This is a genomic window from Thiosocius teredinicola (genome assembly GCF_002009425.1).
GTDB classification, from domain to species: domain Bacteria; phylum Pseudomonadota; class Gammaproteobacteria; order Chromatiales; family Chromatiaceae; genus Thiosocius; species Thiosocius teredinicola.
The window spans coordinates 3,226,526-3,243,325 of sequence record NZ_CP019936.1; the positions used below are offsets into that span (position 1 = coordinate 3,226,526).

17 protein-coding genes are annotated in these 16,800 nt (G+C 57.4%); 2 read left to right on the top strand and 15 right to left on the bottom strand.

All coding sequences use genetic code 11. The features are described from left to right. Positions 1–40 precede the first annotated feature (40 nt). The 13 genes from nqrF to B1781_RS15375 form a co-directional block, all read right to left on the bottom strand. Positions 41–1,261 carry an NADH:ubiquinone reductase (Na(+)-transporting) subunit F gene (gene nqrF, locus B1781_RS15310; protein ID WP_078120487.1) on the bottom strand — a complete coding sequence of 407 codons (1,221 nt, stop codon included), beginning with the start codon at positions 1,259–1,261 and terminating at the stop codon, positions 41–43. A gap of 9 nt (positions 1,262–1,270) precedes the next feature. After that, positions 1,271–1,879, bottom strand: coding sequence for an NADH:ubiquinone reductase (Na(+)-transporting) subunit E (gene nqrE, locus B1781_RS15315; RefSeq protein WP_078120488.1), 609 nt, complete (start codon positions 1,877–1,879; stop codon positions 1,271–1,273). After that, positions 1,879–2,538 (bottom strand): NADH:ubiquinone reductase (Na(+)-transporting) subunit D, encoded by a 660-nt coding sequence (locus B1781_RS15320; RefSeq protein WP_078120489.1) that lies wholly within the window; start codon positions 2,536–2,538, stop codon positions 1,879–1,881. Before B1781_RS15320 ends, nqrE begins: the two co-directional genes overlap by 1 nt. 3 nt (positions 2,539–2,541) lie before the next feature. Continuing rightward, positions 2,542–3,369: a Na(+)-translocating NADH-quinone reductase subunit C gene (locus B1781_RS15325; protein ID WP_078120490.1), complete on the bottom strand. Its 828-nt coding sequence runs from the start codon at positions 3,367–3,369 to the stop codon at positions 2,542–2,544. Further along, positions 3,362–4,573, bottom strand: a complete 1,212-nt coding sequence (locus B1781_RS15330; protein ID WP_078120491.1) for an NADH:ubiquinone reductase (Na(+)-transporting) subunit B — start codon at positions 4,571–4,573, stop codon at positions 3,362–3,364. The genes B1781_RS15325 and B1781_RS15330 overlap by 8 nt, the downstream gene beginning before the upstream one ends. Then, positions 4,570–5,928 (bottom strand): Na(+)-translocating NADH-quinone reductase subunit A, encoded by a 1,359-nt coding sequence (locus B1781_RS15335; protein WP_125932120.1) that lies wholly within the window; start codon positions 5,926–5,928, stop codon positions 4,570–4,572. Before B1781_RS15335 ends, B1781_RS15330 begins: the two co-directional genes overlap by 4 nt. Before the next feature lie 497 nt (positions 5,929–6,425). Then, positions 6,426–6,806: a hypothetical protein gene (locus tag B1781_RS15340; protein WP_078120492.1), complete on the bottom strand. Its 381-nt coding sequence runs from the start codon at positions 6,804–6,806 to the stop codon at positions 6,426–6,428. Positions 6,807–6,931: 125 nt separating this feature from the next. Then, a complete protein-coding gene (locus tag B1781_RS15345; protein ID WP_078120493.1) occupies positions 6,932–7,243 on the bottom strand; it encodes a DUF883 family protein in 312 nt (103 codons plus the stop codon). A gap of 180 nt (positions 7,244–7,423) precedes the next feature. Next, positions 7,424–7,882, bottom strand: coding sequence for a DUF4112 domain-containing protein (locus B1781_RS15350; protein WP_078120494.1), 459 nt, complete (start codon positions 7,880–7,882; stop codon positions 7,424–7,426). Positions 7,883–8,290: 408 nt separating this feature from the next. After that, positions 8,291–8,491: a hypothetical protein gene (locus B1781_RS15360; RefSeq protein ID WP_078120496.1), complete on the bottom strand. Its 201-nt coding sequence runs from the start codon at positions 8,489–8,491 to the stop codon at positions 8,291–8,293. 405 nt (positions 8,492–8,896) lie between these two features. Beyond that, on the bottom strand, positions 8,897–9,346 hold the full coding sequence (locus B1781_RS15365) for a GNAT family N-acetyltransferase (protein WP_078120497.1): 450 nt from the start codon (positions 9,344–9,346) through the stop codon (positions 8,897–8,899). Between the two features lie 56 nt (positions 9,347–9,402). Beyond that, on the bottom strand, positions 9,403–10,173 hold the full coding sequence (locus B1781_RS15370; RefSeq protein WP_078120498.1) for an HAD family hydrolase: 771 nt from the start codon (positions 10,171–10,173) through the stop codon (positions 9,403–9,405). A gap of 208 nt (positions 10,174–10,381) precedes the next feature. Continuing rightward, on the bottom strand, positions 10,382–10,696 hold the full coding sequence (locus B1781_RS15375) for a DUF1840 domain-containing protein (protein WP_078120499.1): 315 nt from the start codon (positions 10,694–10,696) through the stop codon (positions 10,382–10,384). A 625-nt stretch (positions 10,697–11,321) separates the two neighbouring features. On the opposite strand from B1781_RS15375, the gene B1781_RS15380 reads away from it, so the two are divergent. Next, entirely contained in the window at positions 11,322–11,978 is a 657-nt protein-coding gene (locus B1781_RS15380; protein WP_078120500.1) for a CDGSH iron-sulfur domain-containing protein, read from the top strand. Between the two features lie 246 nt (positions 11,979–12,224). Here the strand turns inward: B1781_RS15380 and B1781_RS15385 are convergent, their stop codons facing one another. Next, the gene (locus tag B1781_RS15385) at positions 12,225–13,574 is read right to left on the bottom strand and encodes an AAA family ATPase (RefSeq protein WP_078120501.1); all 1,350 of its coding nucleotides are present in this window, start codon (positions 13,572–13,574) and stop codon (positions 12,225–12,227) included. Further along, positions 13,561–14,520 (bottom strand): reverse transcriptase domain-containing protein, encoded by a 960-nt coding sequence (locus B1781_RS15390; RefSeq protein ID WP_078120502.1) that lies wholly within the window; start codon positions 14,518–14,520, stop codon positions 13,561–13,563. The genes B1781_RS15385 and B1781_RS15390 overlap by 14 nt, the downstream gene beginning before the upstream one ends. A 950-nt stretch (positions 14,521–15,470) precedes the next feature. Between B1781_RS15390 and B1781_RS15395 the strand changes: the two genes are divergently transcribed. Further along, on the top strand, positions 15,471–16,790 hold the full coding sequence (locus tag B1781_RS15395; RefSeq protein ID WP_078120503.1) for an NAD(P)/FAD-dependent oxidoreductase: 1,320 nt from the start codon (positions 15,471–15,473) through the stop codon (positions 16,788–16,790). The last annotated feature ends 10 nt before the right edge of the window (positions 16,791–16,800 follow it).

Below are 16,800 nucleotides of genomic sequence, written 5' to 3' on the forward strand. Positions count from 1 at the left end.
CAACCCACGACCGACCCCCGTCGCATCTTCCCTTTTAGCGCTAACCACCGAAATCGTCCAGCAGGATGTTGTCTTTTTCGACGCCCAGGTCGCCGAGCATCGTGATCACCGCCGAGCTCATCACCGGCGGGCCACACATGTAGTACTCGCAATCCTCCGGTGCCGGATGTTCCTTGAGATGGTTTTCCTTCAGTACATTGTGAATGAAGCCGGTATAGCCTTCCCAGTTGTCGTCGGGCAACGGGTCGGATAGGGCCACATGCCATTCGAAGTTATCGCACTCGGCGGCCAGCTTGTCGAAGTCCTCCTGATAGAAGATCTCGCGCTTGCTGCGCGCACCGTACCAATAGGTGATCTTGCGCTGACTGGCCAGGCGCTTGAGCTGGTCGAAGATGTGCGAGCGCATCGGCGCCATGCCGGCACCACCGCCGACGAACACCATCTCCGCCTGCGTGTCCTTGGCGAAGAACTCGCCGAACGGCCCCGAGATGGTCACCTTGTCGCCCGGCTTCAGGTTGAAGATGTACGACGACATGATGCCCGGCGGCGCATCCGGTTGGTCGGGTGGCGGCGTGGCGATGCGCACGTTGAGCATGATGATACCCTTCTCGTCCGGGTAGTTCGCCATCGAGTAGGCACGCAGCGTCTCTTCCTCGCACACCGATTCGAATCGCCACAGGTCGAAACGATCCCAGTCGTCACGGAAGCGCTCGGGGATATCGAAATCCTTGTAGCTGACGCGATGCGGCGGACATTCGATCTGAATAAAGCCGCCGGCGCGGAACTGCACGTCTTCGCCCTCGGGCAGCTCGAGCACCAATTCCTTGATGAAGGTCGACACACTGTCGTTGGAACGCACGGTGCATTGCCATTTCTTGACGCCGAACACCTCGCGCGGCACCTCGACCTTCATCGGCTGCTTGACGCCCACCTGGCAGGCCAAGCGATAACCGGCCTCGGCGTCGCGCCGATTGATGTGCGAGGCCTCGGTCGGCAACAGCTCGCCGCCGCCTTCGAGTACCTTCACCCGGCACTGGCCGCAGGTACCGCCACCGCCGCAGGCCGACGAGATGTACAGATGGTCGGTGGCCAGCGCGCCGAGCAGCTTCGGCCCGACCGGAGAGGCAATGTCGCGCTCGCCGTTGACGTTGATCGTAACGTTGCCGCTCGGCACCAGCTTGCTGCGCGCGAACAGGATCAACGCAACCAGTGACAACACAACCAGCGTGAAGGCGACGACGCCAAGACTGATCTCAAACATAGCGCCCCCTTACAGCTGTACGCCGGAAAACGACATGAAGGCCAACGCCATCAAGCCGGCCGAGATGAAGGTGATACCGAGGCCCTGCAGACCGGCCGGCACATCGGAGTACTTGAGCTTTTCGCGGATACCGGCCAGCGCGACGATCGCCAGCGCCCAGCCCAGCCCGCTGCCGAAGCCGTACACCACGCTCTCGCCGAAGTCATAACTGCGCTCGACCATGAACAATGAGCCACCCAGGATGGCGCAGTTCACGGTGATCAGCGGCAGGAAGATACCGAGCGAGTGATACAGCGCCGGGAAATAGCGATCGAGCACCATCTCGAGGATCTGCACCATCGCCGCGATGATGCCGATGTAGACGATCAGGCCGAGGAACGACAGATCGACCTCTTCGAGGCCGAGCCACGCCAAGGCGCCCTCTTTGAGCAACAACGTGTTGACGACGTTGTTGGCCGGCACCGTGATGGTCTGCACCAGCATCACCGCAATACCCAGGCCGATCGCCGTCTTGACCTGTTTCGATACGGCCAGGAAGGTGCACATGCCGAGGAAGAACGACAACGCGAGGTTCTCGACGAACACCGCACGGAAGAACAGACTCAGATAGTGTTCCATCAGCTGTGCTCCGTCTGTCCATCGGCGATGCGGAAGTCCGGCGCCTCTTTCTGCTTCGGCCGCCACACACGGATGCCCCAGATCATCAGGCCGATGATGAAGAACGCGCCGGGCGCCAGCAGCATCAGACCGTTGGGCTTGTACCAGCCGCCGTTGCTGACCAGCGGCAGGATCTCGTAGCCAAGCAGGGTGCCGGCACCGAACAACTCACGTACGGCGGCAACGCTGATCAGGATTGCGCTGTAACCGGCGCCATGACCGAGTGCGTCGAGCAGGCTCGGCCACGGCGGGTTCTGCGTGGCGAATGCCTCGGCGCGGCCGAGCACGATACAGTTGGTGATGATCAGGCCGACGAATACCGACAGCTGTTTGCTCAGCTCATAGGCATAGGCCTTGAGTATCTGATCGACCACGATAACCAGCGAGGCGATGATCGTCATCTGGATGATGATGCGGATGCTGCTCGGCATGTGGTTGCGGATCAGGCTGATGATCACGTTCGATCCCATCAGCACCACCGTCAGGCCGATCGACATGATGATCGCCGGCGCCAGCTGCGTGGTGACCGCCAGCGCCGAACAGATGCCGAGAATCTGCAGCGTGATCGGGTTGTTGTCGACGATCGGCGTAACAACGAGCTTTTTGAACTGTGATGCCATCGATCAGTCCTCCGTGCCTTTGCGCACCCGGTCGAGGTAGGGGCCGTAGCCCATGTCACCCATCCAGAAACGCACGAGATTGGTCACACCGTTGCTGGTCAGGGTCGCACCCGACAGGCTGTCGACCTGGTATTCGATGTTTGCCGAACTCGGGTTGACGCCACCCTTGACCAGTTCGAAGCGCGGTTTGCCGCTTTCGTCGGCGACCTGCTTGCCGGTCCAGGTCGCCTGCCACTTGGGATTGGCCACCTCGCCGCCCAGGCCGGCGGTTTCCTGCTGGTCGTAGAAGCTCACGTCGCGCACCGTGCGACCGTCCGGCTCAAGTGCGAGCAGGCCATACATCGTCGACCACAAACCGTAGCCATAGATCGGCAGGATCATGCCATCGAGCTTGTCGCCGTCGCGCAGCAGGTAGACCGGCATGATCTTCGAACGCGTACGGATGCGCGCCAGGTCCTGCTCGCCGGTCAGGCTCAACGCCAGTTCCGGATCATTGGCTGCCTTGCGCATGTCGAAGTCACCGAACGCGATCTGGTCCGTATAGTTGCCGGATTCGAGATCGACCAGGCGTGCATCGAGATTGGCAAACTTGGCCTCGATGTCGTCACCCGCCTGAAACAGCCCGGCGACCTTGAGGATCTCGCGCTTGAGCGCCAGCGATTCGTTGCGCTCCTGCATCGGGCGCAGGCCGACAGCTGCAGCGCTGACGATCAAGGAGCAGACCAGGCACATCACGACCGCAACGGCGACCACCTTGCGTGGATCGGAATTGGGCAATGCAAACACGGCAAACGGACCGCCGGCCGCATTGTTGGTGTCGGAATCAGACATTGCGCTGCGCCCTCCTGCGAATGTTCGATTGCACGACAAACCAATCGATAACCGGGGCGAACAGGTTGCCGAACAGCACCGCGAGCATCATGCCCTCCGGGAACGCCGGATTGATCACGCGGATCATCACGACCATCAGGCCGATCAACGCACCGTAGATCCATTTTCCGGTGTTGGTCATCGCTGCCGACACCGGGTCGGTCGCCATGTACACCAGCGCGAACATGTAACCGCCGAGCACCAGGTGCCAGTACCAGGGCATGGCGAACAGCGGATTGGTATCGCTGCCGATCAGGTTGAACAACCAGGTCATGCCGACCATGCCGACCAGCACGCCGGCCATGATCCGCCACGAGGCGATCTTGGTGTACAACAGCATCGCCGCACCGAACAGACAGGCCAGCGCCGAGGTCTCGCCGATCGAACCGGGGATAAAGCCGAAGAATGCCTGACTCCATTCAAAACCGGCCGCCTGCACCGCATCGATGCCGCCTTCGGCAGCCAGCGTCAGCGGGGTTGCACCGGTGTAGCCGTCGACCGCCGTCCACACCGCGTTGCCGGAGATTTCGGCCGGATAGGCGAAGAACAGAAAGGCGCGGCCGGTCAGTGCCGGGTTGAGGAAGTTCTTGCCGGTGCCACCGAATACCTCTTTGCCGATCACCACGCCGAACGAGATACCGAGTGCGACCTGCCACAAGGGGATGGTCGGCGGCAACGTCAGCGAAAACAGGATCGAGGTCACGAAGAAACCTTCGTTGACCTCGTGACCGCGCACGATGGCGAAGATCACCTCCCAGATACCGCCGACGATAAAGGTGACCAAGTAGATCGGTAGCCAGTACGACGCGCCGAGCAGCAGGTTGTCCCACCAGCTATCCGGGTTGTTGCCGGCGCCGAACAACGCCAGCAGGCTGCCGCGGAAGCCCTCGATCTGCTCGATGCCCATCGTCGCCATCGCCGAGTTGGCCTGGAAACCGACGTTGAACATACCGATGAAAGCGCACGGCATCACGGCGATCCACACCGCGATCATCACGCGCTTCAGGTCGATCGCGTCGCGCACATGCGGTGCGGTACGGGTAACGGCCGAAGGCGAATACAGGAAGGTATCCACCATTTCATACAGCGCGCCAAACTTTTCGAGTTTGCCGCCACGCAGAAAATGGCGTTCGTTGCGGTCAAGAAACTTGCGTAGACCTTTCATTGGTTTTCCTTCCAGATCTCATGCAGATTGCGCTGCAGGATCGGTCCGAAATCGTGTTTGCCGGTATCGACGAAACTGCACAGCGCCAGATCTTCTTCATCCAGTTCGAGGCAACCGAGCGCTTCGGCGGTCTCGGTATCGTCGACCACCAGGGCGCGCAGCAGCTGGGTCGGCAGGATGTCGAGCGGCATCACGTTTTCGTAAAGGCCCAACGGCACCATCGCGCGCGGGCTGCCGTTCTGCGAGGTATGCAGCGGAAAGCCGACACGTTTGACCAGGCTCGACAGGAAGGCGCGGGTCGCTGAGAACTTGTTCTTGCCGGGCGACACCCAGCCAAGAAACTCGCGCTGCCTGCCCTCTTCGATGACCGTGATCTGGTTGTGGAATCGCCCGAGAAACGCGGTATTGCCCACGGCATGCTTGCCGTTGAGGATCGAACCGGAGATCACGCGCAGCTCGGGCTTGGTATCGATGTTGCCGAGCACCACGTCATTGGTGCTCACGCCCATCAGGGTGCGAACCAGGCGTGGCTCGTGCACGCCGGTACCGGCCAGCGCGACGACGCGCTCGGGATTCAACCGGCCCGTGGTGAATAGGCGACCGACGGCAATCACGTCCTGGTAGCCGATGTGCCACACCAGCCGGTTGATGTTGACCGGGTGCAGAAAGTGAATGTGCGTACCGACCAGGCCCGCCGGATGCGGGCCGGCAAACTCCGCGACCTCGACGCGTTCGAGTGTCGGCACATCGATCTGTGCACCGGCGGCGCGGCATACATAGGTCTTGCCTTCGGTCAGCTTGCGCAACACCCGCAGGCCGTTGGCGAAGGCATCACCGGCCGCTGCGATGACGACCGCAGGGTCGGGGGCCAGCGGATTGGTATCGATCGCCGTAACGAACAGCGCCTCGGGTTTCTGGTCGGGCAGCGCGACCATCGTGAACGGTCGGGTGCGCAGGCCTAGCCACAGGCCCGAAGCCAGCAGGTTGGCGTGAACCTGTTCGATGCTCAGGTCATCCAAGGCAGACGCATCGTACTGCTCGAAGGTTTCTTCTTCATCGCCCTCCACCCTGATCACTATCGTCTCGATGACGCGCTTGTGACCGCGGTGGATAGCCTCGACGACACCGGCTGCCGGTGCGGTACCGACGACCTCCGGATAGGCCTTGCCGCGGTACAACACCTGGCCGCGTTTAACCCGGTCGCCGACGGCGACTTCCAGGCTTGGCAGCTTCTTGACGCCCACATAGTCGTAGCCGAGCAAAGCCACCCGGCTCGGCGCAGGCGCGTCTTCAATTGTCTGGCGAGGTTCGCCGGACAAAGGGATCTGCAGGCCTTTTTTCAGCGTAATCAGCATGATGGATTGATGCAGTGCAAAAACAGATGCAATCCTATCGTCATGCCCAAGCCAATTAAAAGGCGTCATAGGCATGCCTTATTCCTAATTCGATTAAGGCTAGACTATTGGTGGAATTCGAGTGTGACGCGCTTGAGTGCGAAAGTTTTTTGGGGTTTAGGCACGCGCAACAGCGGCCGGAGTTCGCAGGTTGTCGGCAATTGCGTCGCGCAATCAGTGACATACCGGATGGGCAATCGCTCTACCGCGGAGCTCTCCTCGCCTGCCGCCTACGCTGGCGCCGCTGCGACAGAACCATTGTCCGTCGAATGTCATTACGACATAACGGCATGATTTCCGTGTACAGAGCGCGTGTTAGATCGCGACGACGACCGACGCGAACGCCGGTCTGAAGCGCAAGACAGCAGATTCCCAAGACGAGCGCCGTCGACAAAAACGCCGGCGCGACCTCATTAGACGGAGGCGCGCCGGCGCTCGCTGGACCGTTACGCATGCCGTCAGATGACGGTACCGAAACCCTCGTCTTCGTTATGCGTGAGCGAAGGCAGTCCCGCCAGCTGGTGGATCAAGGTCAGTACGCCGAGTTCATCGGCACTCTCCGCCTGGTCGAACAACTGGTAGAGGTACTTGCTGCCGCCGCGATCGCTATATTCGTCGATCAGGTAACGCATATGCGGAGACGCGGCGCGACAATCCTGCTGCTGACAATCCTGGCGGTAGTGATCGACCAGCGTGTTGATCACCGCGAGATGTTCATCGTTCACGGCAAGACCGAGTTCGCCGGCGTTTTCCTGAACGCGATAAGCGATATCGGCATAGCTCAACTCATTGACGGCGCTGAAAAGTGGACGTTCGCCGTCCAGCGTTTGGCTTTGCATCGGTGTTTCCTCCTGGATGTAATGCGTCAGGCACTCAGCCGGCAGCGATGCCGACCGAGCACTTCGAACCTGTAGGGTTCGGGTGCGATGTGCACCTGGGTTTGGCCTGGCCTGTCGGCTCGCTATCAGCGGCGACGGGTCAGGATAGAGAACAGCACGCCTGCACCGAATGCCATGGCCAGCGAGGCCAGAGGGCGATCGCGTACGTAGTCCGTCGTGGCAACTTTTGCGTCCTCGCCCATGAACCGAGCGTGATCGCGCATTTCACCCGAGCGTCGGCGCACGTCTTCGGCTGTGGCGCGCAAATGCTCCTCCGCTTTGGAGGCCTGCGCCCCGACACGGTCGACGGCGTCGTGCGCAGCCGATGTCGCGCGCTCCGAATAATTGCGCTTGCTCTTCATATCGTTGATGTCGTTGATTTCGTTTGGCTCGTTCATGGCCCACTCCTATACGTCTGTGTGACATTGATACTCATCACTGAAGGAGCAATCGCTATGCCAGGCCAAGCAACGCACAACGAGACGTACAACAGGCGCTTTCTCGGCAATCGAACGGAACCAGATCGCAATGCAACGGTGTATTTGCACCGCCCTTGCCGCATATCCGCAACCGTTCTCTCAGTTCAGCGCAGCGATCAACGCAGCAAGCAACGCAATCAACAACCATACAATCAGCACCAGCATGGCAACGATTGCCAACACGGTGATCACCAGCACCGTCGTACTGCGTCGATTGGTCGGCACCGGCTGCTCGAAGTAATCGAGCATTAATTGCACATTGCGTTGGTTGGCCTTGAAAGCGAAGTCGAACAGATCGCCGAACACCGGTATCACCCCGACCAGGCTCTCCAGCACAATGTTGAGTGCCATGCGCAAAGAGACCGCCCAGGGTACGCCGAGACGCACCGCCTGCAGGAGGATGTAACTGGATGCGGCCCCAGCCAACAGATCCCCCACCCCCGGTATCAGACCGACCAGGCCGTCCAAGCCGATCCGCCAGCGCGTACCGGGCACACGAATCGAGCTGTCGAGCAACCATGCAAGACGTTCGAGTTTCTTGATCTCTGTGGCGCTCATATCAGCTCCGCATGTGAGGGGGCCTTTACTATTGGCAACCGATCGCTTGAACACGATCGCCGCTCTCTACGTCGTCGGCAACGCCGATGAAGGTCGACTGCAATGACAAGAGACTTCGTAGATAACGCATCGGCCGCGTGCGGGCGCAATGCTCGGAGAACGGACTGCAGGCTGGCCAACCCATCGTGATGGCCGGAAACGGAACGCGGAAGATCGTCGTGACGACGAACTGCCGCGGCAATTTCGACACAAAGAAAAGAATCACCTGTCGCGGCAGCGTTCGACTGCCGACATCCACGGCGCCGCGCGCACCCAGTCTGCCGCACATACCCTGCGGGAATGGTCCGCAAACTTCACGCCGAATAATGGTCAGGCGATGCCGCGCAAAGCAGAAGCTTCAGCGCGCGGTTATGCAGGGTCACCCAAGTAAGCCGAGGCAAGCTCGTCTGCCTCGTCGGCTGTGACGCCATAGACCTCGATCAGGCACTCAGCCAACTCGTGACATTCAGCGGCCGTCGACACCGCATGCGGCTCGACCACTTGCAGCAGATAGGGGGCGTGCAATTCGACCTGGGTACGGGGGATAACAAGATGTGGTGCTGTGCTCATTCGTTCTCTCCAAGACCTCAACGGGCTCTCTAGGTAGGGACCGGCCAGACGGCCCCACCCTTTCAGTCACTCGTGTAACCGGCGGCGCTGCAGTGTGCTTACCGCTTGGGAAGATCGGCAGTCGATACAGGATCAAGCAGCTCCCTCACGACCCGGTCTCGCCATTTGGCGGCCAATACCAACGGAGAGAGCAATTGGTGTGCCTAAAAGCTGAAAAGCCGGGCCATCGACGCAGAACACACGCTGTGAGGGCGATTGGCGGAAGGATGGGCAGACGGACCGCCTATGCAGATCAACCAACAAGGCGCAAATAGACCCTCAATTGCCGCACAACTGTTTGTCTGCAGCCAACATAATCAGGACAAGAGGACCGGGCGACGCTACTCGCGACCGAGAGGTAGAGGATCAGCTACGCCGGCGCGCGCCGGCCTGGTCGAGATCGGAGATCGCAAAATGGTGGCTGTTGATATCGAACCCTTCGCGCAGGTAAAAGCGATGCGCGCCGAATCGCTGTACGCCCGAATCTAGATGAATTTGCCCGCACCCCTGCTCTGCCGCATAGCGTTTGAACCAATCGATCAGCAGACCGCCGGCGCCGCTCGAGCGATGCGCCTCGGCAGTCACCAGATCGTCGATATAGATATGCTTTCCCCATGCCAATTTGTGGCCGATAACAAAGCCCGCGACGCAGATCACGGCATCGCCCAGCTCGACGAAAGCAAGCTGATAACCGAAGGCCTGCTGCTTTTCGATCTGCGCCACGAGGTCTTCATGCGAATAGGCTGGGCGTAGTTCGCGCATCACCGGGCTGATGCGGTCGATGTCCCGCTCGGTTTGGGCCAGTTTGACTTTCATTGCGGGGCTCTCCGGGAATAGAGTGCGAGGTCGCCCGCGATTGCAGAACCAGTCTGCTAGGCCGGGGCCTCGACAAAGTCGCACAACTGCAGCAGGTTGGCAAAGCTCGCCACGGCATCAGCATGCTCTGCCCTGCCTACGAGAACGCAATCGATCCCCGCGGCCTTCGCGCCCCCCAGGTCGCGACGCGCCGAATCGCCGACCACCAACGCCTGATCGGGCTGCGTGCCGAGTTCGCGCAAGAGGTGTAGAAAGGGCTGCGGTGAAGGTTTGACCACGCCGTGATCCGAAGAGAAAGAACACGCCGCGAACAGATCGACGACCCCGGCACGCTCGAACTCGCGCAGCCACAGAGGTTTGGGCGCCCAGATATCGACGATGGCCGCCAATGTGAAGCGTCGATTCAGACTGTGCAGCGCCTGCGCATAGGCAGCCGGAATATAACCCAGCTCGTGAAAGGCAAATGTGTTGACGATTCGGTGCACCTCGTCGGCAACGAGCTGCTGCCCGAACAGATCGCGAATCGCGGTCTCGACCGACGGAAAGCAGTGGCGGTACTGCTCGTCCGGATACCGCACGTCCAGGTAGGCATAGATCGCCCGTATTGCGGCGTTCACCTGGCGCGCAGGGAGTTCGCCACCCAGCGCCGCATAATGCGCGGCATAGTCTTCGTCAGGACCGAAGCGATCCTCACCGAACATAAAGGTGCCGTTCATATCGAGCAGCAATACCTTCTTTTCTTCGATCAGCGCCCGCGTGTTGGCACGAGCCGAGATCACATCGGTATCACCCTGATCGGATACCGCAACCGACGCTACACCAGACATCACTACCTCATCAGACTACGGATAACACGCCCCCGCGCCACTGCTGAGAACAACGAAGCCGGAGATGACAATGACAGTGTAGGCAGTCGACACGATAGATAATTCACCTTGCGTCACAGCTTTGGTGCGGTTGGGTGCGCGTTTCGACGATGCAAGCGAGGCCACGGCCAGCCCGCGCCTTTATGGCGCTGTCGTTGGCGAGCCCGCGTCAGTTCTTGTCCCACATCACGTTGACCTCGTCGCGCGCCGCCGACTTCAACAACTCGATCAATGGCATGGCACGGTGGCGCAGCGTGACAGCGGCCTCACCGTCGTCTTCGTCGTCTTCGTGCTTGGATGGCGCCGGCTCATCGGGATTGGCGTCGACAGCCGCCTGCAGGCGCTGCAGCGCAGCCGGCACGTCTTCGGCGAGCAACGCACTTGGAATCGTGCCGCTGTGCCCCATCAGCTTCAGCAAATGCGCGGCGACATCGCCGAACATGGTGATGTCTGCATAAGCGGGGGTCGAAAATGTCACCAACATGGATTCAATACCTCGAATGTTGAGAAGCTGCTTAAAGCGGCCTCGCGTTCACGCTACTCCAAAAATACAAGCCCAGCCACGAGCGCCGGCGCCTGTTATAGGCTGGCAACCAGCGGCGGGAACCTGTTGTGGTTCGGTGAACATCAAGCTGATGTCATCCTAGCTCAAGTCGTTGGCCTGCCTGCAACAGCAGGTGCGGCACGATGAGTTGCGAGCAAGGCCACTGCTGAAGACCGTTGAGACACACGCGCCGCGCGCCGCTCTTGCACACTGAATACCGCACCTGCGGTCGATGTTGACGGTCAAGTTGCAAGGCACGTGCCCTCGCAAGCCGAGCCTGTTGGCAATCCGGAATGCCGCACGGCAGAGCCAAAGTAACGTTGGCGACAGACCGGCCGCCGTCTACGCTTTGTTCATATCGACCGCATCCGGCTGATTTACGACAACGGCCTTTGCGAGGTTTCGTGCCGATACGGTCCATTCGACCGCGTAAACGTCGGCGCACGCTCGGAATCTCACGCGCGATGCGGCCTTCGAAAAGACCCGGCAGCGAATCCTGCAGTGGCACAGATGCTGCGTTCATCGTCGCAACAAACCCCGGGTAAGCAACCAAGAGGCCAGCACAATGAGCAGCGACGAGATCACCAAGTACGAAGGCAAAGAGGTCACCGTGTCATGGGACGAACGCCTGTGCATCGGTATTGCCGAATGCGGCAAATCGGAAGGCGAGCTGTTTGTCGGCGGCCGCGATCCTTGGTGCATCCCCGACAAATCGCAACCCGACGAGGTCGTCGACATCTGCACACGCTGTCCGAGCGGCGCCCTGAGCGTACACGATGCCTCAGGCGGTCTGGTCGAACAATTACCGACCGAGAATAGTGTTTTCGTCGTCTACAACGGCCCTCTGTATGTCAGTGGTGATCTGGCGATCGACGGTGCACCCGACGATATGCCCGGCATACGCTACCGTGCCGCCCTATGCCGTTGCGGAAAGTCGACCAACAAACCGTTCTGCGACAACAGCCACCAAAAGGCGGGCTTTGAAGACACCGCCGCGGTCGGCGAAAAAGGCCCGGGTACACACGAGCCGAACGGTGAACTGCACATCGAACCACTCAAAGACGGGCCACTCATGCTCAAGGGCGGTGTCGTGATCTTTGCAGGTAGCGGTCGCGCTGCCTGGCGCGGCGAGAAAGTGGCATTGTGTCGCTGCGGACACTCGAGCAACAAACCCTTCTGCGATGGTTCACATGCCAAGGAAGGGTTCAAAAGCGAAGAATAAACAGCGATGTTCACCAACCCAACTACGCTACGCAAGCATCGGGTCGGCCGGCGACTAGTGGCAAGTCAGCAGTAACACGAGAGATTGATGCAAATTCTGTCGTCAGAACTGACTTGCGACAGTCGGAGTCTGATCTGACAATCGCTTTCAGGTGGATTCAAAACCTACGCCTGCTCTCGGCCAATAGCAGACATTCACCGAGTGGACAAAAATGAAAAGATAAGCGAATTTAATCTATTGGGGGTTCTATTGCCCAACAAATCTCTGAATATTCTTCTTTAACGGCTCCACATCGACACCGTCTGATTCTACAATGATCTGGTAAAGGCGTTCTACACTAACGTGTTTTATTTGAGTCAACCATTTCCAATACGTTTTTGAGGCCTTTTTTTCCTTGTTCGACTCTGGATAGTCCGGCAATAAATCATTGCCGATTAACATCTCTCGATTCAGATACAAATATTTCTCTAGATCATCTATATGCGTACAAAGCACCTTTGTGGGCCCTTTATATTCAGCTTCTAAGTCTGGATAAACATCACCATCAACGATGCATAGCGCCTTGTCCGAATTCGCGAAGATCTGTTGGTCGTCGTTCTTTTCAACGATCATTTTCAGCTGATGAACCCCTCCCACGCCAATAGTGATATGTCGGTAGTGACAATCTATTGAAAAGTGCCTTATTAGGAATTCAATGAACCCCTCAAGTACCGCGTCTTCCGTTAGAATATATCGGTCATACCCACGGAACCCAAATAAATCCGACTTCACATACCCGAACGATCGCGCCTCAAGCGAGACCTCCTCTCCTATTTTTTCCAGGTAATACAAGCCACCCTCATCTACCGTAGAAAAAAACGCCAACGAGTGTGAGACAACAATCAACCTGGAATTGTTCGCTTGCAGAATTGGCTTGATTGCCGCATAAAGATTAACTTGCGCGACCGCATCTAGAGCCACGTCGAGCTCATCAACAAGAATCAGATCCGCCCCAGAGTTAATTAGCCTGTAAAGCTGGATAAGAAAAAACTCTCCTGAACTAAAATGATCTTCCCTTATGTAGTAGTCGTCATCCTTTAAGATGAAGTAAAACTCATCAGTTCCTATCTTAGTTGCTAATAAATCTTCAAACTTTCCTGAGGAATACACCTCTGACAAGAAACCAATCAAATCAGTCGCAGGTTCGTAATCGCTCGATGCAATGTTAACCTTTAAGTCATTGTCAAATTTAGCAACTTTCGCGAACTGCTGAAACCTGGACCCATAAGGTATTGGTAACTCAGCAACAACCTCTTTGGCATCAGGAATCGAATCCTTGGAGTCGAATGCTCTAAGGTTTGGGTTGAAGTTGAAGGAAAATGGTTTCATCTCGCTAAGTTCAAACGCTGCCTGGCTTGCGCCACTAAGCGCGTCCTCACCCGAGGTCTTTGCGAAAATATTTGGTTCTGATGGCAACCCAAAAGACTTGATGACAGTAGTCTTTCCGACCCCATTTCTACCTGTAACGACAATTATTCTTGAGTCAGGGTATTCGAACTCGATATCTAGACTTTTAACATTGTTTACGCTGCGTAAGGAGACTTTATCCCTTGTCACTCCACCTCTCCTCCATGAGCATTTTCAAAGCCAGGACTCCGTACTTTTTCTGAAGCTTTTCAAGGTATGCAGAATCAGTAGCTTTAACGTAGTGAAGTAGCCCGAATAAGGAATGCTCCTTGCCATCGAAGCGCTTGCTCAATAGATCGTCATACCGACTCCTATCAGTCGTGTAGAAATGTAAAATGCTCTCAAGCGTCTTCTTGTATTTTGAATCTATGGTCACATGACCATCTGGAGTGATAATCAGGCCAAGTATTTTGACTTTGTTCCCAATGTGGGTTATTCGGGTTTTTTCAGCGTTAATGAGCAGCTTGGGGGATGCATGGGTATGAAGAAGCTCTTGGACCGAGTCCCTAAGAGACAACAATGCCTCTTTGTCATCACTAGAAATAACTATGTCATCGGAATAACGCGTATACGTCAGGCCTCTTGATTCACAAAATTTCAGCAACGCATTATCGAACTCAAAGAGAAAGGCATTGCTTAGCTGCGGGGAAGTCGGGAAGCCCACTGGAATTGAATCATTCCAAGTCATGAGTTGGGCACAATACGGAATGTGGGTATCAAAATCCGATATCGGAATCAACTCTTTGCCCCTCGAAAGGACTCTTTCTACGTCTGCTGTCGTCACATTAGGGAAAAATGATTTTATATCAGTCAAAAAGAACGCGCTGTTTCCAGCGTGAGCGGTGACAGCGGTTAACACGCTTCGCTGTTTAATGTATGAGTGAACGACTTCGCTATTTTTTGCCAAGTGTCGCAACACTACCTTATCTAAGAACCTTAAGTAGCTTTTGTACTTCTTAGATGTTCTATAGATCTTTCGATCCTTAAAATGGAACTCTTCTATATGGTCTTCCCGAGCAAGCGTGAGGAAACCCTCAAAGCTATCCTTTTTATGGAAAACCGCATTGAAGGCCTGTTCTAGAGTCCGATTGCCCACGTTTAATCCTAGTTTGAGGGTCTATCTCTGCCATTATAAAAAGCTCAACTACTCCAGCTATAAGGATTGTCGCAGCGAAGCTAACGACGAGCAAACACTGAGCGATCTACAGGGGAAAAGTGAATGCGGGAGAGAGGGCGAAGTAAGAAGTGCCGAATTTTCAACCACCTGCCCCGCTAGGGGGCAGCCAGAAGAAACTACCTTAATGGCACTTAGGGACCAGATGAACGACTGGAGATGCTCCTAGTCACTGGTAGAGTCATTATAGTCACGCGAAAAACAGTGGTCAAAGCCAGGCCGATCCGCAAAATTTCAAGGTCGCCAAAAAATCCCCATACCCGAGAGCAATCCCTAAGGAGCCTCTGAAATAGTCCTGGAGAGCAAGGGGAGCAAACCACATTTTAGTCGAGAGTCATGTCTGCTCTGGTCGCGGAGCGGACCCAGCAATCTGACACCGACTGTCAGATCAAACCCGGCTTTTCACAACGTGATGCCCGAATGCGCAAAGCCCGACGCTTTATACGGGGCACCGGATGTAACTGTTCACAGATGCGGATGCTCTTTGCCTGTCGGCGATGGCGGCACCAAAACTGCCTTCGTCCAAATGTCTCGATAGACGATCGTCGGAATCAACACCCGACCTTTCGAGTGTCTGTACCTGACTAAGCCGTCCCATGTCATCACCCGCACCCTCACCTTCGCCCACCGGCCACAAACAGGCGTCGAAATTGCCCCACTCACTCCGCTTCGACCGATCAGAGGACTCGCAGTTTGTGGCGAAACCGGAAAGGTACATCGCGGTCCGAAACCATACCTCCGATGTATGCGCCACGTGCTACGGCCTGCCGACCAGGATTTCGTTGAACAAGGCCGACCGGCAACGAACTGGCACACCGACTGCATAGCGAATCCGTCTATTGTCCGACAGCGATTTCTCAACAGGTTCATCGATGACTGAAGTCAGCCCCAATCCCCACCGTATCGTCATCGTCGGCGGCGGCGCCGGCGGGCTCGCGCTCGCGACCTATCTGGGGCGAAAACTCGGCAAACGAGGCAAGGCCGAAGTCACGCTGATCGACTGCAGTCGCACCCATATATGGAAGCCGCTATTGCACGAGGTGGCAGCCGGAACGCTCGATACCCATGAGAACGAGGTTGAGTATCTGGCGCAGGCGACGCATAACCATTTTCGGTTTCGTTTGGGCGAAATGACCGGCCTGGATCGCGACAAACGCGAAATCGAGGTTGCACCGACAATCAACGACGAAGGCGAGGAGATCATCCCGCAGCGGCATTTCGGCTACGACACCCTGGCCATCGCCGTGGGTAGCGTCAGCAACCATTTCGGCTTGCCCGGCGTGAAAGAGCACTGCCTGTTTCTCGATACCACGCAGCAGGCCGAGCACTTTCAACGCCGTCTGCTCGAAAACTACATCAAGGCGCAGACCCAGGGGCATCCGCTCGAACCGGGTCAGCTCGACGTCGCCATCGTGGGCGCCGGCGCGACCGGTGTTGAACTGGCTGCACAGCTGCACGCTGTGTCTCATCTGTTGAACACCTACGGCCTCGACAACGTGCACCCGGAGGCGATCAAGCTGAAACTGATCGAGGCTGCAGACCGTGTCTTACCCGGGGTAGCACCGAGATTGTCGGCCGCCACCCGCACCGAACTTGAGCGGCTCGGCATCGAGGTCATCACCGGTGCGCGAGTCGCCGAGGTTCGCGAAGACGGCATCGCGACCGAAGACGGCACACTGATCCCGAGCCGGCTCAAGGTGTGGGCAGCCGGCATCAAGGCTCCGAATTTCCTCAAAGACCTGGCCGGACTCGAAACCAACAGGATGAATCAGCTGGTCGTCAGGCAGACACTGCAAACCACGCACGACGACAACATCTTCGCCTTCGGTGACTGCGCGGCCTGCCCTTGGCCGGGCCACGACAACAACGTGCCACCGCGTGCCCAGGCTGCCCATCAACAGGCGACACTGCTCGGCAAATCAATACGTGCCAAGCTCGCCGGCAAGGCACTGCCCGACTACAAGTACAAAGACTACGGCTCCCTGGTGTCGCTCGGCGAGTACAGCACGGTCGGCAACCTGATGGGCAACCTGCTCGGCCAGGTCATGATCGAAGGCTTTGTCGCACGCCTGGTCTATCTGTCACTGTACAAGATGCACCAGGTCGCGTTGTTCGGCATCTTTCGCACCGCATTGGTAACCGCCGGACACATGTTCCGCCGCAGTGTGCATCCTTCGATCAAGCTACATTGAGCACGCGATA

Excerpts from the sequence above, each read along its gene's own strand:
- B1781_RS15375 (WP_078120499.1), bottom strand. The coding sequence starts at position 10,696 with ATGTTGGTGACATTTTCGACCCCCGCTTATGCAGACATCACCATGTTC.
- B1781_RS15320 (WP_078120489.1), bottom strand. The coding sequence starts at position 2,538 with ATGGCATCACAGTTCAAAAAGCTCGTTGTTACGCCGATCGTCGACAAC.
- B1781_RS15365 (WP_078120497.1), bottom strand. The coding sequence starts at position 9,346 with ATGAAAGTCAAACTGGCCCAAACCGAGCGGGACATCGACCGCATCAGC.
- B1781_RS15370 (WP_078120498.1), bottom strand. The coding sequence starts at position 10,173 with ATGTCTGGTGTAGCGTCGGTTGCGGTATCCGATCAGGGTGATACCGAT.
- B1781_RS15340 (WP_078120492.1), bottom strand. The coding sequence starts at position 6,806 with ATGCAAAGCCAAACGCTGGACGGCGAACGTCCACTTTTCAGCGCCGTC.
- nqrF (WP_078120487.1), bottom strand. The coding sequence starts at position 1,261 with ATGTTTGAGATCAGTCTTGGCGTCGTCGCCTTCACGCTGGTTGTGTTG.
- B1781_RS15395 (WP_078120503.1), top strand. The coding sequence starts at position 15,471 with ATGACTGAAGTCAGCCCCAATCCCCACCGTATCGTCATCGTCGGCGGC.
- B1781_RS15325 (WP_078120490.1), bottom strand. The coding sequence starts at position 3,369 with ATGTCTGATTCCGACACCAACAATGCGGCCGGCGGTCCGTTTGCCGTG.
- B1781_RS15380 (WP_078120500.1), top strand. The coding sequence starts at position 11,322 with ATGAGCAGCGACGAGATCACCAAGTACGAAGGCAAAGAGGTCACCGTG.
- B1781_RS15330 (WP_078120491.1), bottom strand. The coding sequence starts at position 4,573 with ATGAAAGGTCTACGCAAGTTTCTTGACCGCAACGAACGCCATTTTCTG.
- B1781_RS15345 (WP_078120493.1), bottom strand. The coding sequence starts at position 7,243 with ATGAACGAGCCAAACGAAATCAACGACATCAACGATATGAAGAGCAAG.
- B1781_RS15350 (WP_078120494.1), bottom strand. The coding sequence starts at position 7,882 with ATGAGCGCCACAGAGATCAAGAAACTCGAACGTCTTGCATGGTTGCTC.
- B1781_RS15335 (WP_125932120.1), bottom strand. The coding sequence starts at position 5,928 with ATGCTGATTACGCTGAAAAAAGGCCTGCAGATCCCTTTGTCCGGCGAA.
- nqrE (WP_078120488.1), bottom strand. The coding sequence starts at position 1,879 with ATGGAACACTATCTGAGTCTGTTCTTCCGTGCGGTGTTCGTCGAGAAC.
- B1781_RS15360 (WP_078120496.1), bottom strand. The coding sequence starts at position 8,491 with ATGAGCACAGCACCACATCTTGTTATCCCCCGTACCCAGGTCGAATTG.